Annotated in this window: 24 protein-coding genes; 14 read left to right on the top strand and 10 right to left on the bottom strand. The window is 36.5% G+C overall.

Annotation, left to right across the window (positions count from 1 at the left end):
• Nucleotides 1–322: 322 nt before the first annotated feature.
• A complete protein-coding gene (locus tag J3U71_RS04890; RefSeq protein WP_267392954.1) occupies nucleotides 323–3,097 on the bottom strand; it encodes a TrlF family AAA-like ATPase in 2,775 nt (924 codons plus the stop codon).
• Between the two features lie 489 nt (nucleotides 3,098–3,586).
• Between J3U71_RS04890 and J3U71_RS04885 the strand changes: the two genes are divergently transcribed.
• The 6 genes from J3U71_RS04885 (at nucleotide 3,587) to J3U71_RS11625 (ending at nucleotide 5,914) form a co-directional block, all read left to right on the top strand.
• Nucleotides 3,587–3,877: a LytTR family DNA-binding domain-containing protein gene (locus J3U71_RS04885; RefSeq protein ID WP_323848336.1), complete on the top strand. Its 291-nt coding sequence runs from the start codon at nucleotides 3,587–3,589 to the stop codon at nucleotides 3,875–3,877.
• Nucleotides 3,878–4,308: 431 nt separating this feature from the next.
• On the top strand, nucleotides 4,309–4,530 hold the full coding sequence (locus J3U71_RS04880; RefSeq protein WP_267392956.1) for a hypothetical protein: 222 nt from the start codon (nucleotides 4,309–4,311) through the stop codon (nucleotides 4,528–4,530).
• Between the two features lie 76 nt (nucleotides 4,531–4,606).
• Nucleotides 4,607–4,852: a hypothetical protein gene (locus tag J3U71_RS04875; RefSeq protein WP_267392958.1), complete on the top strand. Its 246-nt coding sequence runs from the start codon at nucleotides 4,607–4,609 to the stop codon at nucleotides 4,850–4,852.
• A complete protein-coding gene (locus tag J3U71_RS04870) occupies nucleotides 4,849–5,250 on the top strand; it encodes a type II toxin-antitoxin system death-on-curing family toxin (protein ID WP_103752029.1) in 402 nt (133 codons plus the stop codon). Before J3U71_RS04875 ends, J3U71_RS04870 begins: the two co-directional genes overlap by 4 nt.
• Before the next feature lie 239 nt (nucleotides 5,251–5,489).
• A complete protein-coding gene (locus J3U71_RS11630) occupies nucleotides 5,490–5,720 on the top strand; it encodes a DDE-type integrase/transposase/recombinase (RefSeq protein ID WP_416381419.1) in 231 nt (76 codons plus the stop codon).
• An 11-nt stretch (nucleotides 5,721–5,731) separates the two neighbouring features.
• Entirely contained in the window at nucleotides 5,732–5,914 is a 183-nt protein-coding gene (locus tag J3U71_RS11625) for an IS3 family transposase (protein WP_416381418.1), read from the top strand.
• A gap of 41 nt (nucleotides 5,915–5,955) precedes the next feature.
• On the opposite strand, the gene J3U71_RS04860 is transcribed toward J3U71_RS11625, so the two are convergent.
• A complete protein-coding gene (locus tag J3U71_RS04860; protein ID WP_220220889.1) occupies nucleotides 5,956–6,303 on the bottom strand; it encodes a type II toxin-antitoxin system YafQ family toxin in 348 nt (115 codons plus the stop codon).
• Nucleotides 6,303–6,581 (bottom strand): type II toxin-antitoxin system Phd/YefM family antitoxin, encoded by a 279-nt coding sequence (locus J3U71_RS04855; RefSeq protein WP_220220888.1) that lies wholly within the window; start codon nucleotides 6,579–6,581, stop codon nucleotides 6,303–6,305. Before J3U71_RS04855 ends, J3U71_RS04860 begins: the two co-directional genes overlap by 1 nt.
• Before the next feature lie 309 nt (nucleotides 6,582–6,890).
• Here J3U71_RS04855 and J3U71_RS04850 point away from each other — a divergent pair, with 309 nt between their 5' ends.
• The 6 genes from J3U71_RS04850 (at nucleotide 6,891) to J3U71_RS04825 (ending at nucleotide 10,355) form a co-directional block, all read left to right on the top strand.
• A complete protein-coding gene (locus J3U71_RS04850; protein WP_267392963.1) occupies nucleotides 6,891–7,079 on the top strand; it encodes a hypothetical protein in 189 nt (62 codons plus the stop codon).
• An 85-nt stretch (nucleotides 7,080–7,164) separates the two neighbouring features.
• On the top strand, nucleotides 7,165–7,413 hold the full coding sequence (locus J3U71_RS04845) for a hypothetical protein (protein ID WP_267392965.1): 249 nt from the start codon (nucleotides 7,165–7,167) through the stop codon (nucleotides 7,411–7,413).
• A 167-nt stretch (nucleotides 7,414–7,580) separates the two neighbouring features.
• Nucleotides 7,581–8,528: an alpha/beta hydrolase gene (locus J3U71_RS04840; protein ID WP_416381423.1), complete on the top strand. Its 948-nt coding sequence runs from the start codon at nucleotides 7,581–7,583 to the stop codon at nucleotides 8,526–8,528.
• A gap of 602 nt (nucleotides 8,529–9,130) precedes the next feature.
• Nucleotides 9,131–9,358 carry a type II toxin-antitoxin system RelB family antitoxin gene (gene relB / locus J3U71_RS04835; RefSeq protein WP_220269304.1) on the top strand — a complete coding sequence of 76 codons (228 nt, stop codon included), beginning with the start codon at nucleotides 9,131–9,133 and terminating at the stop codon, nucleotides 9,356–9,358.
• A 2-nt stretch (nucleotides 9,359–9,360) separates the two neighbouring features.
• A complete protein-coding gene (locus J3U71_RS04830) occupies nucleotides 9,361–9,639 on the top strand; it encodes a type II toxin-antitoxin system RelE family toxin (protein WP_220269303.1) in 279 nt (92 codons plus the stop codon).
• Nucleotides 9,640–9,737: 98 nt separating this feature from the next.
• Nucleotides 9,738–10,355, top strand: a complete 618-nt coding sequence (locus J3U71_RS04825; protein ID WP_267392971.1) for a DDE-type integrase/transposase/recombinase — start codon at nucleotides 9,738–9,740, stop codon at nucleotides 10,353–10,355.
• Nucleotides 10,356–10,468: 113 nt separating this feature from the next.
• Here the strand turns inward: J3U71_RS04825 and rlmD are convergent, their stop codons facing one another.
• The gene (rlmD, locus tag J3U71_RS04820) at nucleotides 10,469–11,821 is read right to left on the bottom strand and encodes a 23S rRNA (uracil(1939)-C(5))-methyltransferase RlmD (protein ID WP_267392973.1); all 1,353 of its coding nucleotides are present in this window, start codon (nucleotides 11,819–11,821) and stop codon (nucleotides 10,469–10,471) included.
• Nucleotides 11,822–11,996: 175 nt separating this feature from the next.
• On the opposite strand from rlmD, the gene J3U71_RS04815 reads away from it, so the two are divergent.
• Complete coding sequence (locus J3U71_RS04815; protein WP_220269300.1) at nucleotides 11,997–12,707, top strand: Bax inhibitor-1 family protein; 711 nt, start codon at nucleotides 11,997–11,999, stop codon at nucleotides 12,705–12,707.
• A 263-nt stretch (nucleotides 12,708–12,970) separates the two neighbouring features.
• Nucleotides 12,971–13,969: a choloylglycine hydrolase family protein gene (locus J3U71_RS04810; RefSeq protein WP_220220881.1), complete on the top strand. Its 999-nt coding sequence runs from the start codon at nucleotides 12,971–12,973 to the stop codon at nucleotides 13,967–13,969.
• Nucleotides 13,970–14,174: 205 nt separating this feature from the next.
• Here J3U71_RS04810 and J3U71_RS04805 read toward each other — a convergent pair whose 3' ends face one another.
• The 6 genes from J3U71_RS04805 to gatC all read right to left on the bottom strand — a co-directional run bounded on the left by J3U71_RS04805 (nucleotide 14,175) and on the right by gatC (nucleotide 19,328).
• The gene (locus J3U71_RS04805; protein WP_220235228.1) at nucleotides 14,175–14,540 is read right to left on the bottom strand and encodes a TIGR02328 family protein; all 366 of its coding nucleotides are present in this window, start codon (nucleotides 14,538–14,540) and stop codon (nucleotides 14,175–14,177) included.
• The gene (locus tag J3U71_RS04800; RefSeq protein ID WP_267392978.1) at nucleotides 14,537–14,917 is read right to left on the bottom strand and encodes a YbgA family protein; all 381 of its coding nucleotides are present in this window, start codon (nucleotides 14,915–14,917) and stop codon (nucleotides 14,537–14,539) included. Before J3U71_RS04800 ends, J3U71_RS04805 begins: the two co-directional genes overlap by 4 nt.
• A gap of 283 nt (nucleotides 14,918–15,200) precedes the next feature.
• Nucleotides 15,201–16,121: a diacylglycerol kinase family lipid kinase gene (locus J3U71_RS04795; RefSeq protein ID WP_267392980.1), complete on the bottom strand. Its 921-nt coding sequence runs from the start codon at nucleotides 16,119–16,121 to the stop codon at nucleotides 15,201–15,203.
• 31 nt (nucleotides 16,122–16,152) lie between these two features.
• Nucleotides 16,153–17,583, bottom strand: coding sequence for an Asp-tRNA(Asn)/Glu-tRNA(Gln) amidotransferase subunit GatB (gatB, locus tag J3U71_RS04790; protein ID WP_103752020.1), 1,431 nt, complete (start codon nucleotides 17,581–17,583; stop codon nucleotides 16,153–16,155).
• Between the two features lie 3 nt (nucleotides 17,584–17,586).
• A complete protein-coding gene (gatA, locus tag J3U71_RS04785) occupies nucleotides 17,587–19,026 on the bottom strand; it encodes an Asp-tRNA(Asn)/Glu-tRNA(Gln) amidotransferase subunit GatA (RefSeq protein WP_267392982.1) in 1,440 nt (479 codons plus the stop codon).
• Nucleotides 19,026–19,328 (bottom strand): Asp-tRNA(Asn)/Glu-tRNA(Gln) amidotransferase subunit GatC, encoded by a 303-nt coding sequence (gene gatC / locus J3U71_RS04780; protein ID WP_103752018.1) that lies wholly within the window; start codon nucleotides 19,326–19,328, stop codon nucleotides 19,026–19,028. The genes gatA and gatC overlap by 1 nt, the downstream gene beginning before the upstream one ends.
• Nucleotide 19,329 lies beyond the last annotated feature (1 nt).

Raw genomic sequence — 19,329 nt, 5'->3', positions numbered from 1 at the left:
ACAAAACTGAATAATTTTTATATATCCTTATCAAAATTAAATTTTGATTTTATAATATTGAAACTAGTTTACTTCAAACTTTTGCTATAATAAATTTTGCATTTTTCCTTTTGTTAATTTCCATATTATTATATTTCTAAGCTATGAAAAGTGACCGTCACTAACGAATTTACGAGCTAAAGTTACTAGAAAAAACACTTATAAAGTGGAAAATAATTATTAAACAAGTAATCAAGCTTATGAAAAGCTATGCATTTAAAATTTGAGTTTAAATACATGAAAGTACCTACCTAAAATGTTAATTAAAAAGAAAGCAGTTTATCTAGTTCAAAAGATACTTTTTTTCTCGTGTCCTAAAGGCTTCTACTCCTCCCTCTAAGATATCAGTAATGTCGTTCCTAATACCTTTAGAAGCTAACTTTCTAGAATCATCGTCAAATCCCGTTGAATTTTCCAACGAGCCAGTAATATATTCAAATTTGAATTTTTCATTTTCTTCAATTTCAGGATCTTGATTAGCTACTATTACTTCGTCGGCATCTGCTAATACTACCAAATTAGCATTATGCGTTACGATAAAGACTTGCCTATAAAGGCTAACTTTTCTTAATAAACCCACTAATTCCTCTGAAATTGTCCTGTTATCTAAATTGTCTTCTGGTTGATCAATTAATATAGGCGATTTGTCTTCCGGGTCACCCTCTAATAATAGTTCCAAAACAACAATTGCTCTTTTACCAGGAGACATCATTTTTAAATCATCGTTATCTTTTTTTAAGTTAATTGGCATATCTATTGGTAAATTGGATAATGATTTTAACAAATCTATATAATCAGAATTTTTCTTTAATTCTGATCCAAATTTATTATTAACTGTATTCTTTATGAGATCTATCCAGTATTCCGAAAAAGCCTCTACTTCTGGCTTTTCTAGTAACCCATCAATTTTCGCATTACTTAATGAACGCCCATCAAATTTATCAATGATCTCAGTTTCATATAACTTTTGATTAAACATTAATTCTGTTTTTAATTTCAACCCATTAGTAATTTCTACTCCAGTCAAATTCTCTACTATTTCCTTTGACTTTTCCTCAAAATAATTTATTCTATTTTCAATTAATGATAGCTTTTGTTTCATCTCAGCTTTATATTCTTTGATATTTTCCTCTTCTTTTTTAATTACTGAGATATTTTCCTCAATACTTTTAACTTCCTCTTCACACTGATTTATTTCTTTTGACCTATCCTGCTTATCCATTATAGGCTTTATGTCTTTAGATAAATTGTCTAATTTATCTTTATACTCGTTTAAACTATGTTCTTCTTTGTCTATTTCACCTTGAATTTTATCCAATTCGCTGTTTAAAGCTTTTTTAAAGTCATTATATGGTGATTCCAAATTTTTTCTTAAATCGGTACTTATTTTAGAATTCTTATATACTTCTTTAATTGATTTTATTAGTTCACTTAGTAACTTGTAATTTGTTTCATAATTATCTTTATCTTGTTCGCAATTCTGTTTATATTTTCCTAAACTCCTACTCTCTGATTGATAATTTTCAAATTTTGTTTTTTCTTCTTCAGTCAAATTAAGTTTGGATTTCAAAGATTGACATTCTTCTTCTTTATTTTTTAAATTGGTTTCTAAATAACCTAGTTTTCCAATCTTAGATACTTTGTGCTTACTTTCATCAATTGAAGCTATTATATTTGTACATTCTTTTAATTCTAAGGCTAAACACTCTTCTGTTTTATTCTTTAAAACTTCAAATTCACTAATATTATTATATATTTTATTATTTTTTTCTAAGCTGGACTTTATGATATTCTGTAACTCTGAATTTTTAAAATCCTCACTTATACTGTTAATAAACAATTGTGGAAAATAGTTTACACGAATTTCGTCTTTTAATTCAGTCTGATCTCCTAAAGTTATATTTGGTTCAATTTCGATACTGTCATAATCAGTGAATTTATAATCATTTTCTTTTTTAATTTTTTCAAAATTACTTTGTCCTGCTGCCTTAGCTATCTCGTACAAAAGAATTGACTTGCCAGAAGATTTACCACCAATTATTGCATTTAACCCAGGATTAAAATTGATATTTTCTTGAAAATCTTTTTCATTTGAATTATTTAATCTTATTGACTTAATCCACTCGTTTCCACTTATTGTAAGTGGAGATTTTGAAAAGTATCTAGATTCTTTTACTCTTCTTTCTGGTTCAAACTTTGTTTGCAGCAAACCGTTAAAAGTGGGTTCAGCTTTTATCCATGTCCATTTTTTATCAAACTCAGCATTTGGTTTATGAGCATCAGATCCTTCAAAACATGGTTTTGGGCCACCATAATATTTATACAAAAATTCGTTTTCATCATCTTTTCCATGACCTCTAAAGATTTCAATTGCTCTCTTATTTGTTGTAAATAAAGCATCAGATTTTACCAAAATATTATGTCTTACTCCCCAACCTTGATTATCTTTTAACAGACTATTTATGCCATCATCATCATTTCCAGCTACAACTCTAAAGTACTTGCCTTTAAATTCTTTGCTACTTTCTAATACTTCATTAATTTCATCGATATTCGCTTTGAATTCTTCTAATCCTTTTTCATACAAATTTTCTTCATTATAATCTTTTTTTCCCTCTTCAAAAATGAATATTTTTCCCAATTTAATAAGTTCTTCTCGATTACAATTAAATATTTCTTCTCCACACTTAAAAGTAAGCTTATTTAAAAACAAAGTTTCTATCTTATCAGCTATTTCTGGATCAAAAATAATGTGATAATTTATAAATCTATTATTTTCACCGCCAGTTGTTAATCTAACCTCAACATTGGGAAAAATTGCTTTTACATTTTTTAATCTACCCTTCCTTTTATATTCCATTATTTTTTTAAAACCAGATATTGAATAATAATTAGTTATACCCAAAACATCAATATTAGAATTCTCAATTGAAGAAATAAATTTTTCCCAAACTTCTTCTCTGTCTTTACCTTTATACTGATTATTAAAAATAGTGTTTGGATCGTGTAAATGTAAATCCCATTTTAACCACTCATTACCATTAGTATAGTTAAACATATCTACTACCAACCTTCTGTATAAGTTTATCTCATATACACAATATTATAATATTGATAAAACCATTTGTGCAGCAACGATAGCTCTAAAAATAAATATTTGATTTTCAAATTTAAATAAGTAAGTCGCTACTATGATAAAAACCAATACAATTTGCATTGACTGTAAGCATAACATTTACATAGTTAACTGAAAAAGTTAAGTAACATGATTGCTAAGACGGAACATTTTTCTACACATAATTTTTCTTTTTTGTAATCATTGATGAAAATTTCTTTATATTTCATGAACAAACAGAAAAATTCCGATTTATTATTTATACTGAAATTCAAAAGAGGTAAAGAGATGAAAATTAATTGTCACATCGACCCTAATTTGGATGAGGAGCACGGTGAACTTTGGATCAAAGAAATGACACCCAAGATCAATGACTTTTTACAAGTAATGTCCTAGAGCGATGACGTTCTATGATGCCATCATCAAGCTCAAATTATTCCGGTCAAATATCAGGATATTTATTCATTAGAGGTGGCCAGTAGAGAAACTAACATTTATACAGAAAACCAGCAGTTTTCCTATCACGATCGTTTGTCTAACATGAAGGCCAACTTACCCAATTACTTTATTGAGGCTTCAAGGAGTGCAATTTTTAACTTCAATTATATTGATCATCTCGAACTCCTTGACAACTGGCTAATTGATGTCGTTTTAACTAATAACTATCGGATTCAAATTTCCAGACGTAATATCAGAAACCTGAAAGAGAGGCTTGGCATATGAAAAAAACAGTTTTAATAAGTTTAAGAAACTTACATTAAGGTACCTACTAAATCTATTACGATTCGTTTCAATAAGGATATACTTAATCTGATTCACAAACAGCTGGAGATGGTAAAACTGAAGCAAACGTTAACCTAAGCAACTTTGCTAATTGGATTAATAAAATCAACCCCCTTATAAAACAAAAAAGTTGAACTTCCTTCGTTGGATGTTCAATTTTCTGTTATTTGCTCAAACTCAGCAAGTGCCGACTGTAAGTCATTGATATTTTTCCAGCTCTTTTTCTACCCCCCTTTGCCATATTCGGGCATCCCAAGCAAGTAGAAATTCTGCACACCTGCTTTCACTTTGATCAGATAATTTTGGTCTTGATCTTTGTCCTTTACATGATAGCCTTTTTGCTGCTTGTTACCGACAATAGTAGCTGAAACTTGATTTTAGCAGTCGTCCGAAATGTTTTAGTCTCATCAATGGATCTTTTACATACCATTTTAGTAATTGACGGCCCGCCCGACTTCGGCTTTTTTTTAAGTATTGTTGACGCCACGCAGGTTAACCATTCCTTATATGTAATTTTAACGGCCTTCGCCGTTACCTTGGCTCTTATGCTAAAAATTTATAAGAAAAAGCAGATAATTGCACCAGCCGACTGATCAAATTTTTTAAATTAAGAATCATTAGTAGTTGTCGTAATCACTATATGCTAATATGTAGTTACGAGGTGATATGATGTTAAAACTAACAGGAAACTCTAAATTTTTTAAAGCAGGCAATTCATTTGGTCTTAGGTTAACAAAAAGTGATCAAGAAATTCTTCAGGCTAAGCTTGGTGATGAATTTGAAAAAACAATTTCACCAGACGGACAGACAATTACCTTCCGTAAGAAACAAACAGTAAGCTCCGACACTCAGAATATGATTAAACAATTATTTAATGAAAATAAAGAATTAATGGAGCGCCTGAAAGAAGAATGATTTACTTAACCACAGCGGAAATTATTGCTATTAATAAATATGTTCTTGAAGGAGTTGGTCAAAGTTACCAAGGCATCCAATACCCTGAAGGCCTTTCTTTAGTCATTGAACAACCGCAAATGGTTGTTTTTGGGCATACACTTTACCCAACTATTTGGTTAAAGGCAGCTTATATTATGCAAAAAATTACTAAAAAACATATTTTTGTTGACGGCAATAAACGAACGGCTTTTTTGGCAACACTATTATTTCTCAAAAAGAACGGTTATGAAACACATTTAACAGCTGACGAAGGCGAAGCACTAATAATACAAGTTACGCTTGCTAATGATTCTGAAGACGAAATGATGAAAATATCTAAGGTCCTTAAATTGCACAGTATTAAAACTAATAATTAGCACCACATTTTATAAATTTGGTGTTTTTATTTTGCACTTGAGTTTTACGAGAAGTATAAGTATCCAAACAAAAAATGCATAGTCTCTGATATGAACCCCGAAGTTAGGACAACTTCGAGGTTTTTATTATGGCTAAATTATCTAAGCAAGATAAAATTGAAATCTTTAATCTTGGGCGGAATTATCACCTTGGGACTAAAGAATTGGGTTGACGTTATGGCATTAATCCTGCTAACATTATGTGTTTACCTGCCCTCATTAAGCATCACGACCTAGCTATTTTAGACCAGCCGTATACTGAATATTCACTTGAGTTCAAAAAACAGGCTTGGCGCAAACATCCAGCATTAAATGGCCGAATTTTTCATACAGATCAAGGCTGGCAGTACCAGTATCCCCAATTCCAAGCATGGCTAAAAGACCATGGGATTGATCAGTCCATGTCGCGTAAGGGCAAGGCAACTCCTTAGATGATGAATTGATGGAAGGGTTCTTTGGCATACTCAAACAGGAAATATTCTATGGCTTTGAAGGCCAATTTAAGAAACTAAAAGAGCTGGAAGAAGCAATTCATAAATATATCAGTTACTACAACAAGCAAGGAATCAAAGTAAAACTAAAAGGACTAAGTCCGCTTGAATATCGGAAATTAGTCCTTAGTTAAAATTTATTAAACTGTCCTAATTTTGGGGTTCACATCATTTTTTATTTATGATACTTTTTTGAACCATTTTGATTAGGAAACAACCGACTATGTGATCCAACTCGGACCCCTACTGCAACTAACTCATTACGCTCAACATACCAGATTACCAATACGTCGTTGATATCATTTGGTTGTTTTCCGTGAGGAGTGTCACGAACATGGAACTCTCTATATCCGGATAATCTTCGCTTTAGTGAATGGTCGCCATATTCATCTGATAGGGTCCCATTCTCTAATAATTCGTCAATTGCTGAACGAACATCATCAATGATAGTTGGATCGAGCCGTCCTAATCGTTTCAAATCGGCATTGAAGGTAGCACGTGGTCTAAATTGTAGTCTTGCCATTATTTAAACTGACCCCAATAGTCATTGTTCGATTCAACAATTGGGTCATCTGGCAAAACATTCCGTTGAATTAGCTGATCTCGAGCAATTGCATAGTCAAGAGAATCTTCCTTGGCTTGCAAAGTTTTTTCCATCCAATATAGTTTTTCTTGGGAAAGTACTGCTACTGAACGGCTATTTGATCGAGCAACATAGACCACCTCATCATCATCATTTATCTGATCTAAATACTTTTTTATGTGAGCTCTAAAATCACTTTGTGTTAATACTAAAGTCATGGAAAGCACCCCCTTGTACTTAATATTGTACTTGATTTTGTCACTTTTTCAATAAATTAAACCTAATTCGGAAAGAAAATTTCCAATGAAATGTGTAAAAAAGAAAATTGCGTATCTCACCCCTGCAGATTATAACCCATACAAATACATAAAGCCGGACGATTACTATTACAAAAAGTTAAAACGCTCGATAGAAGAATTCGGCTAAGTTGACCCCATTATTTATAACTAACAAGCTGGACGCGTAGTTGGTGATCAGCAACGATTAAAAATTCTTCAAGATAGAGGAATCTAGGAGCCCGAGTGTGTTTGCCTTTAATACGGATTAAGAAAGCGCCTAACAATTTACTTAACAAAATCAGCGATGATTGGAATAAGGATAAATTAGCCCTTTTGATAACCTATCTAAAAGCAAGTAATCTAGATGTTTTATTAACCGGTTTTTACGAAAATGATATTACCGAGTTAAGCAAATCAAGAAAGCTAATGGTCTTTTAACCGTTGTTGTAGTATTGCGATATTTAATGGTATACTTACCGCGATTGAACCGTTAATTTCAATCATTATTGCTGACAACAAAGCGATGATTATTGGTAATTTTAGCTTAAATATTGCCCTTGCAAGAGCGATTATTTCCATTGGGATAGCTAAGGGCAGTGCATTAGGATCAAGTTTATTAAAAAACGCGACTTTATTTCAGATTGCTCTATTTGATTTATGTAGCATTGCTATCGTTATGATCTCCATGCTTAATCGAAACATGATTGCTTGTTTAATTTCATTTACCATTCTTGGTTTCTTCATCAGGATTGCCAGCCCTAAATTAATGTAGTGGCTCGTTAACGCAGTCGATCGAAAGATTCTAGCCTTGTCAATGGGTCTTTTAAATGCCATTTTAGCAATTGCTGGCCCGCTGACTTCGGCCATTTTTTCAAGTATTGCTGGGGCTACGCAAATTAACTACTCCTCACAGGAAGGGAGGATTATCAATTGAAAAAGTTGAAACATAAAAAACTGTGGTTTTCCTTAATTGTGATTATCTTACTAGTGTGTTTATCATTTGTTGGAGCTGGCTATTATTTTTTCACAGTAGCATGTGTTCCAGGTGAAAAAAGCTTTTTAAGTTCTTCTAGCAATGTGATCAAGAAATCCGATCCACTTTACCACGAAAAGATCTGGTTCAAGAAAACTCCAAAAGAAAAGTGGTATATGCTTTCTGCCGATGGCAAATATAAATTAGACGCTAACTACATTCCATATAAAAATTCTAGTAAAACAGTTATTGTTTTGCCCGGTTATACGGACACCAAGGAAGATGCAGGTATATTTGATGCCTTATTCTACGAGCTAGGCTACAATACTTTAACACCTGAACCTCGTGCACAAGGAGAGAGCGAAGGAAAATATATTGGTTATGGTTGGCCAGATAAGGACGATACCAAAAAGTGGGTTTCCTATTTACTGCGAAAAAAAGGGAAGCAGCAACAAATTGTAATTTATGGCATAAGCATGGGTGGTGCAACTGCCATGATGACCAGTGGTCTTAAACTACCTCATCAAGTTAAGGCATTTATTGAAGATTGTGGTTATACTAGTGTTAAAGACGAAATAGAATATGAAGCTGGAGCGCTTTATAATATGCCAGCATTTCCCCGTTTTCCTCTCGTTGAAATTTTAAGTGGCATCAACAAGTTGAAAGTCGGTTATTTTATGGGCGATGCCTCTAGTGTTAAGCAATTAAATAAAAATTATAGACCAATGTTGTTTATTCATGGTAGTGAAGATCATTTTGTCCCAACCAAAATGATCTACTCTAATTATCAGGCTACCAGAGGACCAAAGGAAATATGGGTTGCTCCAAAAGCTAAACATGCTAAATCCTTTTCAGTTCATCCTAAAGAATATAAAAAACGTGTTGCTTCGTTTTTAGCCAAATATATCAAATAGATTAGGCTATGTCTTTGCAGACGTTTCGATTAGTCTTTTAATGAGCATGATAGAAAAGTCAATATGCCTTAGCTTATTTTTTAATTCTAATAAACTTAGCTTATTTTTTAATTCTAATAAATAAGTATAATTATATATGAGAAAACAGCTTAAGAAATCTGTGATGTCCATATAGTCTACTCATATCAAGTAAATATATAAAGATGCTTAAGGATCAATTTCAGCTTTCCACAAAGCACAACTTTCAAGTTATAAAATGCCAAAAATGTACCTTTTCCCATCATCAAAATCGGAAAAGATACACTTTTAATCATTTTTAAATGCAGCCAGACCGCAACTTATCACCTATTTTTCAGTCCGTTCCAGCACCGTTTCCGCCTCCACGTACCACTAGCTAAGTTGGACAATTACTTTTGCTCAATATAAAGCATTGTATTTGTTAACTTGATTTCACAATTTCAAATATTGCCCCGTTTTAGGAATAAATGGCAAGTACATCATTTATGACGGTCGAGGAATATTGATGCTTTAAAAAGCATAGTAGAACGCATCTGCATTCTATTATGGTATAATATCATTAACATATCTGAGGAGGTCTAAACATGGCAAATGCTACTAAATCTACTACCATTCGTTTTGATGAAGACGTTTTAAACCTGATTCATAGACAAGCAAATCTTGATGGTCAAACTTCTACTGAATTCATGCGTAATGCCGTTCTAGAAAAGCTCGCGGATAGTCTTGACTACCAAGATGCAGTCAAAAACATCCGCGAATCCCACGGCCAAACTGTATCTCGTGATGATGTTAAGAAGCAATTAGGTCTTTGATTATGCGATACACGTGGTCGTTCAATCAAAAAGCGCTGAAAGATTTCAAGAAAAGTCTTGATAAGCCTGTTCAGCGGCGAATTATTAATTGGCTCGACAAACACATCGAAGGGTCAGATAATCCACGCATTTGGGGTAAGCCCCTAGAAGGTGAACTTGGTACTTTATGGCGTTACCGGGTTGGTAGTTATCGCATCATTGCTGATATTCAAGACGAAGTTTTTACCGTTGTTGTCGTAAAGGCAGGTAAAAGAAATGACGTCTACAAACGAAAAAGGTAAGCTAACTTTTATCCGCCCTATAGGCCTTATTCAAGAAGAGCATAGGCTTGGGAATTAACCCTCTAGATTGGACCAAAATCCATCTGGAGGGTTTTACTATGGTTAAATTTACCGCTGAACAAAAATTACAAGCTCTTAATTTGCTCAAAGAAGTTTGCAGCAGCTGCTCCCTGGAGCAAATAATTGGCGCTGGATCACATCAAACAATTGATACTTGGGATCCGCAATACCGGTATTTTGGGGTGCAGGGCTTAGAAATTCGGCACACACTGCAAAATTATCGTGCTCAATTCAAGCTCCAAGTCTTAAACTGGAGAAAAGAACATGACAAGACCTATCAAGAGCTAGTCACTGATATCAGCGAGTTTCGCTATGGCAAAAAGAGCATGAGCGAACGGCTATACTTTTCACCTTTTAAAGATCTTTACAGTGGTGAAATCATCAGCTACATCATTAGTCAGCGGCCGCAAATCAAGTATGTTCTGGAAGGACTCAAGCAGGTTTTGGCCATCCGGCCTAAACTACCTTACCGCATGACGATTCACAGCGACCAGGGTATCCAATACCAGTCCAGAGCATATTGCCAGACCCTAAAGCAGCACCACGTTTTTCAAAGCATGTCGCGGCGGGCGACCTGCCACGACAATAGGGTCTGTGGGAGTCTCTTTCACATCATGAAGGTTGAGCAATACAGAGCGATCTTTTTCAAAAACTAGACCAATTGCATACTCAGCTGTCAAAAGCAAAAAGTGCACTAATCCCAATCGTGCAGAGAGGAAAAAGTACACTTTTAATCACCGATAAATGCAACCAGTCCGCGATTTATCGCCTATTTCTTAATCCGTTCCAGTACCGTTACCGCCTCCACATGCGGCGTTTGTGGGAACATATCAACTGGGTCAATGCGGTTAAAATCATAACCCAGTTTTTGAAATTCTTGTAAGTCGCGGACCATGGTAGCTGGATTACATGAAATATAAACAATCTTCTTGGGACCAGTTTTAACAGCCGCATCGATAAATTCCGGCGTCAAGCCCTTTCTTGGTGGATCAACAAAAATAACGTCAGTCTTCATCCCTTTAGCTGCCCACTTTGGCATTACCTCTTCGGCTTTACCGGTCACATATTTGGCATTATGCAGATTGTTGATTTCAGCATTGTTATTGGCATCCTTGACCGCATCACGCACGCTTTCGATCCCGCGAACGGATTTAACATGCTTGGCGACCGTCAACCCAATTGTCCCAATACCTGAATAGGCATCAACGACAACATCATCTGGCGTAAGCTCAGCCTTTTTAATTGCCAAGTCATACAATCGCGGCGTTTGCAGTGAGTTGATTTGAAAGAAACTTTCCGGTGAAATTCTGAACTTCACATCGCCGATTTGATCAGTAATTTGCGGCTTACCAAAAATCAAGTAGTCGACTTTGCCCAAAATAACATTAGTTTTCTTCGGATTGTAATTTAACACAAGGCTGGTCACGCCTTCGATTGCCTCAATCGCTTCAGCAACTTTTGGCAGTTGCGGAAAATCCTTATGTAAACAAACCAAGATAACCATAATCTCGCCAGTTGCTTTACTGCGACGGACATCGAGGTATCTGACTTCGCCTTCATTATGAATTTCATCATATGCCGGAACGCGGTATTGGCGTAAAACATCACGAACAGCAACTAAGACGCGGTCAATTTCGGGATCAGTTGTAAAGAAATTGGTTAGTGGCACCAGATCGTGTGAATGGCGCCGGAAAAAGCCAATTTCAAGTTGACCGCCAACTTCACGCACAGGTACTTGCGCCTTATTACGGTAACCTGTTTCTTCAGGGCTCGGCAGCGTTTGGCCGACTTCCACATTGTCTAAGTGCGCTTTTTGCAATAAATTGACAACTTGATTCCGTTTGAATTCAAGCTGCTTGTCATAGTTGATATGAGCAAGGGAAGCTAAACCAGTTTGTACCCACTGATTAAGCTTAATGTTTACACGGTCGGGACTTTCCTTGATAATTTTTTCGATTTTAGCAAAGGCAAAGTTCTTCTTGACCTTTAAGATTTTGGCACTGACCGTTTCACCTGGTAAAGCGTTGGTGACAAAAACGGTCATCCCTTCGTAGTGCGCCACGCCCATGGCCTCGTATGACAAGTCAGTAATTTCTAATTCAATAATTTGATTTTTTTCCATTTTTTGTCCTTTTTTACAAACAATTAGTTAACTTCTCTATTTTACTAGAAAAAGCGGAAAAAGTAACAATCTAGGTCATTCTTAACTTTGATTTAATTTGGCTAATAGCTCTTCACTCACATCTAAAAATGTGTTAGTTTTATTACTAATCATTTCAACTAGAAAGGACGTTTTTATGAATAATTTTGAAACAAATTCAGATCGGCGCCAAATCCACACTATAAGCGAGACGAACGGCTTTTTAACCAAAATGTATGGTTTTATGGCTGGGGCTGTGTTAATTTCCGCCTTAGCTGCTTACTTAACCATGACCGTTTTTCGAACTGCTTTCATGAACATGCCAGTATCAATTATGTGGCTAATCCTACTGGTTCCTTTTGCTCTGTCAATGGGAATCAGCTTTAAGGCCGACCGCAACCCTGTAGCTAGTCTGGTAATGCTAGGCGTTTTAGCAGTAATTTATGGTTTCGAGTTTGCACTAATTGCTGGTTTTTACACCGGTACGCAAATTACCACTGCCTTTATTTCATCAGCAGCGGTTTTTATTGCAATGGCCGTGTTTGGCACTATTACCAAAAAAGATTTATCTAACTGGAATTCTTATCTAAGTGCTGCACTCATTGGCTTTTTAGTAGCTTGGATTGTCAACATGTTTTTGCATAATCCAGCCATTACTTATATCTTTTCATTCATTGGCGTTATTATTTTTACCGGTCTAACCGCTAGTGACGCTAATAAAATGAAAATCATTTATAACAATTATGGTGATCAGGTCGCAGAAACTGGCTTAGCTGTCCTTGGTGCCCTGCAGTTGTACCTCGACTTTGTCAATATTTTCATGTTTTTACTTGAAATCTTTGGCGGAACAGGCAGCAATAATAACTAATTAGCTGCAGTTAGTTATAATGAAGTTACCCCCTCCGGATTAGAATGTATTGTTCTTTTCTGGAGAGGGGTTTTCTTTGCTTAAATAAAGGGCTCTATAGCACTCGGGCTGCAACAATTGTGGTTAACTATAAATCCATTTTAACTAGTAGCTATTCTTTAATATTTTTATTAGAAATAGCTTGAATTATATTACTATTACTCTTATACTTTTCTTCATATCAAAAAAATTAATGACATTATTATACATATGGAGGTAGCAATATGATTGGCTGCAGCAGTTTCACAATGGAAACTAAGGATAAGAAGCACTTTTTATCGCGAACAATGGATTTTATGATGGAAATGGCAGAACAAGTGGTTTTTGTGCCCAAACAAAAGACTTTCGCTGTTTCTTACGAAGCTAGACAAGAGATTACTAGTAAACACGCTTTTATCGGTATGGGCAGCCTTGATGATGGTCCGATTACTTGTGACGGGGTTAATGATGCTGGTGTTACTGGCGCCGTCCTTTATTTCCCCGGATATGCTTCATATCAAGAACAAGCGGCTCCTGGTACCTGGGCAGTTTCTCCTGACAAAATCATTTCGGTAATTTTAGCGCAAGCAGCTTCTTTGGCAGAAGTTAAAGACCTATTTAAAAAGCAAATTACCATTGTTGACGAGGGGAATCCAACTTTAAAAGTTGTTCCCCCTCTTCACTACATTTTCTCCGACACTTCAGGTGCAAGCCTAATTGTGGAACCCCAACAAGATGGCATTCACCTTATTGAAGACTCAATTGGCGTTATGACTAACAGTCCTGACTATCACTGGCATGAGACTAATTTGCGCAACTATTTAGCAGTCACACCTAAGCAACATGATGACGTTGCGTTCTTGGGCAAAACCTTGAAGCCGTTTAGCCAAGGCTCAGGTACATTTGGCCTCCCTGGCGACTTTACACCAACTTCGCGTTTTGTTAGGACAGCTTTTATGAAAAATAATGTTGAGCAGCCAAAAGATGAAATTGGTGCAGTGACTTTAGCTCATCACATCCTCGAATCTGTCAGCATCCCACGCGGCATTGTAGTAACTCCTGACCAAACATTTGATTTTACCTGCTATGCCGCTTATATTTGTGCAGAATCAAAGACCTATTATTATTCTACTTACGGCAACCAACGGATTAGGTGTGTTCAATTAACCCCAGAACTCGAAGCTGAAACTGATTACCGTGAATTTAAGGTAAATCCTAAAGAAGATATTGAACGACTAAACTAATTTGAGCTGCATAAAGGTATAGCTAATTACCATCATGTTCAGCTATCGGGTAGTTGCTTTTGCCACCAAACGTAAAGACTGAATTTATTGATAAATAAAAAGATGAGCATTTATTTTTAAGTGCTCATCTTTTTTGTTTGGCTATTTATTTTAAAACCTACCCATAAGGCCGCACAACTATATCCGCATTTTAATAAACCCTACCTTAATTTAATTCAATTCCCTTATGGGCTAAATTTTCCAAGCAACTCTGTAAATAGGCATCATCGTGTTCAGGATAAATTGGATCAGTCCAAGGTACAGCCGGCAAGTTTTCATATTTGGGACAATATTGCCCACGGTAGTATGGGTCAAACCAGTTATTATTTGGGTGATAATGGCGGCGCTCCATTTCGGCTAGCACCAGTAAATGAAATTGATACAATTTATACGGCGAATATTGAAAAACATAATTAACGGTGGCATGAGGTTTGCCCCAGCCGCGTCCACGTAAAGCGGCAATTTCGCGATGCTGTCCTAATAATTGTTGCCGCGGCAATTGCCAAATTAAATCTTGGTGCCATAATCTCATGATTTCTCATTCCACTCCTGCATTAAACGCGAGTTTAGTAAATAAGCAACTTGATACTTTTCAGTTAAACGGCTTAAAAACGGTCCTAATTTATCAGTTTGCGGTGATAATTCTTGCAATAATTGTAAATAAGTTTTTTTTTCTTCAGTCGTCGCAATTTTCTTAAAGTAACCCCAAACATGCTGGTAAGCGTTAGTCAACGTTTTAACTGTTGGTGGCTCGCTGGACGCTTTTGCCAGTAAGTCTTCAAACTCAGCATTTTTTGCATCTGACCAATCGTTATTTTTAGCTAGCAGCCTAATCCGCTCGTAATATGCTTGCGAATGAGCCATTACCCAGTACTTGTTATAAGCCCATTTCTCTTGCCATTTATCCATTTTTCTTGCCTCGGCTTTTGATATTTTTTTAGTAAGAAACTAACTTTAATTGCATTTTATTACTAAGTGCCATCTTCAAACAAATAATTTACCCTTACATAGCCAACTTTGGCCAGAAAAAAATTGACCCAAAAATCCAGAATCTTGCTTCCCAAAACATTGTTGCAATAAGTCTAATGAGTATACTTGCTGGAGACAACCGGTCGAAAAAATTAATTATAATAGCGACTAACAAAAAAGGAGTAATTACTCGTAAAAGTAATTGCTCCTTTTTATGATTTTATTATTCACCAACAAAAAATTCAATGCGTTGCTGTAAGTTTTTAAAAGTAACAGGGCAGTAATCACCGATTTCCCCATCAAGATTAACTGGTAATTTGCGGCCAACACTCTTTCCCATCAGTTCAATCTTTAAACTATGAGTCTTAGTGTAAATAATGTCTGGGTCATCCACATGCTTACCATTTAGGGCCAAAGCCATCAGCTTCAATAACTTAACTGGATCCGCCGGTTTAACGATAATTAATTGGAATAAGCCATCGCTAAGTTGGGCATCAGGCATAATCTGTTCAAAGCCACCAATCGAGTTAGTCATTCCCAGTAGAAGCATCGATAGCTTTCCCTCGTAAACGCCTGCATCATAGGTTAAGCGCATCTCATTTTCAGTCAAGTGCGGCAACATTTCTGCACCCTTAATGAGATAAGCAGCATAACCTAACGCAGATTTTACTTCTGAAGGAACGCCATAGGTTAACTCCGTTAAAGAGCCACAAGCCGCAATATTAACAAAGTATTGCGTATCCTTGGCAAAGGTTGCTTGGCCAATATCCATCTTGCGGGTCTTATTATTAAGAATCACCTTACTGGCTGCCTTAATACTATCACGGGGGATATGCAGAGCACGGGCATAATCATTAGTCGTTCCCGCTGGAATAATCGCCATCTTTGGTCTTTGCTCTAAAAATGCTATTCCATTGACTACTTCATTGATTGTGCCATCGCCACCAGCTGCGACAATGAGATCAAAACCATCGTTGGCAGCACGAGTAGCCTCTTTTTGCGCACTCTGCTTTTCTGGCGTAGTCCTAAAAGCACTGGCTTCATAACCAGCTTGCTCTAAGACGTCTAAAATGTCTGCGACATTCTTAGGCATCTGTTCGTGACCAGATACAGGATTATAAATCAATCTTGCTTTTTTAGTCATAGTTAACTACCTTATTACTTAAAATTTACTTTTACCGCTTTTGTAATTCTTGGTTTAGAAGTTGGTTGATTACCTTCGGGTTAGCCTTACCACGAGTTTGTTTCATGATTTGACCAACTAAGTATCCAATCGCACGGTCTTTACCATTCTTAAAGTCTTCAACCGATTGTGGGTTATTGTCAACCACTTCTTTAACCATTGGCTCTAATACACTAGTATCAGATAATTGCACCATGCCCTTATCTTCAACGTATTTCTTCGGATCAGTGCCGTTGGCAATTGTTTCAGCAAAAACTTTCTTGGCAATCTTAGAAGAAATTGTTCCGTCTTTAATTAGCTTAATCATTGCAGCTAAATGTTCAGGTGTCAACTTAATATCTGTTAGTTCAACCCGGTTATCATTTAAGTAACCATTAACTTGTGTATTCATCCAGTTAGCTGCAAGCTGTGGATCGGCACCAGCTGCCACTGTCTTATCAAAGAAGTCTGAACTTTCTTTCGTTTGCAAAAGAACTTGTGCATCATAATCTTTTAAGCCAAACTCGCCTACATATTGATTGTACCGCTCTTCAGCTGAACGCGGCAAGGTGGATTCAATTTCATCAATCCATTTTTGGCTAATGTGATCTGGCGCAATGTCAGGTTCTGGGAAGTAACGATAATCAGCATCGCCTTCCTTAACCCGTTCAAGAACTGTCTTACCTGTTGCTTCATCAAAACGACGAGTTGACAGCTGAACCCGGCCACCTGAAAGCAAAACTTGTGCTTGCCGCTTTTCTTCATAAGCTAATGACTTACGAACATGTTCAAACGAGTTCAAGTTCTTCATTTCAACCTTAGTGCCAAGTTCTTTTTGGCCTGCAGGACGAATTGAAATGTTAGTATCAACACGCATTGAACCCTCTTCCATCTTAACATCGGAAGCACCGGTAAATTGAACAATCTTCCGTAGTTTTTCAAGGTATGCATAACCTTCATCTGGATCGGCAATTTCTGGTTCAGAAACAACTTCAAGTAATGGAACACCTTGACGGTTCAAGTCAACGTAAGAAAAGCCGTTAGTTCCGTGCGTGTTCTTACCGGCATCTTCTTCGATATGCATTTCATGGATACCAATTCGCTTCTTTTTACCATGAGATTCAATTTCAACATAACCATCACGAGCAAGCGGTTGGAAGAATTGCGTAATCTGATAAGCCTTAGGACTATCTGGGTAGTAGTAGTTCTTCCGGTCAAAGTGGGTGGTTGGCAAAATATGTGAGTGTGTTGCTAGCGCAACCATAATTCCCAAGCGGTAAACGTCCTTGTTAACGTAAGGTAAGACACCAGGCATTCCCCAGTCAATGACATTTGTTTCTGTGTTCGGCTTTGCACCATAGCTAACTGGTGAAGGTGAGAAAATCTTACTCTTAGTTTTTAGTTCGAAGTGAACCTCGAACCCAATCGTTGATTTAAAATTCATCAATTAATCCTCCATTCCAGCTGGTGTTTTTTCATAAAAATGATTACTACGTTCAATAAAGTCGGCAACTTGGAAAATACTGCCTTCGTCAAAACGCTTGGCCATAATTTGGAAGCCAACTGGCATTCCCTCAACCAAGCCAGCAGGTACACTAGCAGAAGGAATTCCAGCCAAATTAGCAGAAATCGTTAAAATATCGTTATTGTACATTTTAATTGGATCAGAAATTTCACTGCCAATTCCAAATGCTGGTGTTGTTGTTGTCGGTCCAATGATAACATCATTTTTAGCAAAAATTTGGTCAAAATCTTGGCAAATTAAGGTTCTTACTTTGGAAGCTTGTCTAAAGAAACGATCATATGAACCGGCAGACAAAGCAAATGAACCAAGCAAGATTCGACGCTGTACTTCTTCACCAAAGCCTTCTGAACGTGATTTAACGTAGACATCAAGTAAGTTTTTAGCATCTTTTGAGCGGTAGCCATAACGAATACCATCAAATCTTTGTAAGTTAGATGATGCTTCACTTGATGCGATGATATAGTAATCAGGAACGGCATACTTAGTTAATGGAAGCGATACTTCATTAATAATTGCGCCAGCATCCTTTAAAGTATCAATTTGTTGTTGAATGATATCATGCACTTCGCCATCAACGGCAACCATGTATTCCTTAACAACTGCTACCCGCATTCCCTTGACATCTTTACCGATGTACTTAGTGAAATCAGGCACTTCTCTAGTTGAAAGAGTAGAATCATGGTCATCAGCACCGGCAATCACGTTAAGCACTTGTGCCGAAGTTTTAGCACGCTTACTCATTACCCCGATTTCATCAAGTGAGGAAGCAAAAGCAATTAAGCCCCAACGAGATACACGACCATAAGTTGGTTTAATACCAAAAATACCGTTAAAAGCAGACGGTTGACGAATTGAACCACCGGTGTCGGAACCCAAAGCGGCAACTACTTGACCAGAGGCAACAGCTGCAGCAGAACCACCAGATGAACCTCCAGGTACCTTATCCAAATTCCACGGATTATGGGTTGCGCCAAAGTATGAATGCTCAGTTGATGACCCCATCGCAAATTCATCCATATTAGTTTTACCGACAAAAGTTGCTTGCGCCTTCTTTAAGCGCTCAATTACCGTTGCATCATAAACTGGAATGTAATTGTCCAAAATATGGCTAGCGGCTGTTGTCTTAACATCTTTAATGATGATGTTGTCTTTTATAGCAATTGGGATACCAGCTAATTTATTCTTAGCAAAATCCAAGTTTTCTGCTGGCTTGGCATCTTCTTGAACCGTAATCCACGCGTTTAGCTTGTCATCCGTCTTTTTAATGTTTGCAACTGTATCTTGCGCCAATTTGTCTGCGGACAATGTTCCTTGGGCAAGCTTTTCATTTAATGAGTCAATATCTTCATTTAAATAATTCATTACTCGTCCTCATCCTTATTAATAATTACAGGAACCTTGATAAAGCCATTAGCTTGTTCAGGAACATTTTTCATTAATTCATCACGGTCTTGCCAGTGTTCAGGTTTGTCTTCTCTAAATACAGTATCACGGTCAACTACTTGTACCGTTTCGTCAACACCATCAGTGTCAACTTCTGATAACTGATCAGCCATATTGATGATTGAGCTCATTTGCTCAGTCACTTTTTCAATATCTTTATCATTAATCTCAAGCCGCGACAAAGTCGCAACGTGCTTAATTGTTTCTTCTGTGATTTCCACG

Origin of the sequence: Lactobacillus sp. B4015, from assembly GCF_026536055.1 — a bacterium.
Lineage (GTDB): Bacteria > Bacillota > Bacilli > Lactobacillales > Lactobacillaceae > Lactobacillus > Lactobacillus panisapium.
The sequence above is the reverse complement of the archived record's forward strand: the minus strand, read 5'-3'. Positions and strand labels throughout refer to the sequence as shown.

Bases quoted from the DNA above. Each gene is read 5' to 3' on its own strand.
- J3U71_RS04810 (WP_220220881.1), top strand. From the start codon at position 12,971: ATGATTGGCTGCAGCAGTTTCACAATGGAAACTAAGGATAAGAAGCAC.
- J3U71_RS04805 (WP_220235228.1), bottom strand. From the start codon at position 14,540: ATGAGATTATGGCACCAAGATTTAATTTGGCAATTGCCGCGGCAACAA.
- J3U71_RS04830 (WP_220269303.1), top strand. From the start codon at position 9,361: ATGCGATACACGTGGTCGTTCAATCAAAAAGCGCTGAAAGATTTCAAG.
- rlmD (WP_267392973.1), bottom strand. From the start codon at position 11,821: ATGGAAAAAAATCAAATTATTGAATTAGAAATTACTGACTTGTCATAC.
- J3U71_RS04855 (WP_220220888.1), bottom strand. From the start codon at position 6,581: ATGACTTTAGTATTAACACAAAGTGATTTTAGAGCTCACATAAAAAAG.
- J3U71_RS04825 (WP_267392971.1), top strand. From the start codon at position 9,738: ATGGTTAAATTTACCGCTGAACAAAAATTACAAGCTCTTAATTTGCTC.
- J3U71_RS04875 (WP_267392958.1), top strand. From the start codon at position 4,607: ATGTTAAAACTAACAGGAAACTCTAAATTTTTTAAAGCAGGCAATTCA.
- J3U71_RS04870 (WP_103752029.1), top strand. From the start codon at position 4,849: ATGATTTACTTAACCACAGCGGAAATTATTGCTATTAATAAATATGTT.
- J3U71_RS11625 (WP_416381418.1), top strand. From the start codon at position 5,732: ATGGAAGGGTTCTTTGGCATACTCAAACAGGAAATATTCTATGGCTTT.
- gatB (WP_103752020.1), bottom strand. From the start codon at position 17,583: ATGAATTTTAAATCAACGATTGGGTTCGAGGTTCACTTCGAACTAAAA.
- J3U71_RS11630 (WP_416381419.1), top strand. From the start codon at position 5,490: ATGTGTTTACCTGCCCTCATTAAGCATCACGACCTAGCTATTTTAGAC.
- relB (WP_220269304.1), top strand. From the start codon at position 9,131: ATGGCAAATGCTACTAAATCTACTACCATTCGTTTTGATGAAGACGTT.
- J3U71_RS04890 (WP_267392954.1), bottom strand. From the start codon at position 3,097: ATGTTTAACTATACTAATGGTAATGAGTGGTTAAAATGGGATTTACAT.
- J3U71_RS04815 (WP_220269300.1), top strand. From the start codon at position 11,997: ATGAATAATTTTGAAACAAATTCAGATCGGCGCCAAATCCACACTATA.
- J3U71_RS04845 (WP_267392965.1), top strand. From the start codon at position 7,165: ATGATTATTGGTAATTTTAGCTTAAATATTGCCCTTGCAAGAGCGATT.
- J3U71_RS04860 (WP_220220889.1), bottom strand. From the start codon at position 6,303: ATGGCAAGACTACAATTTAGACCACGTGCTACCTTCAATGCCGATTTG.
- gatA (WP_267392982.1), bottom strand. From the start codon at position 19,026: ATGAATTATTTAAATGAAGATATTGACTCATTAAATGAAAAGCTTGCC.
- J3U71_RS04795 (WP_267392980.1), bottom strand. From the start codon at position 16,121: ATGACTAAAAAAGCAAGATTGATTTATAATCCTGTATCTGGTCACGAA.
- J3U71_RS04800 (WP_267392978.1), bottom strand. From the start codon at position 14,917: ATGGATAAATGGCAAGAGAAATGGGCTTATAACAAGTACTGGGTAATG.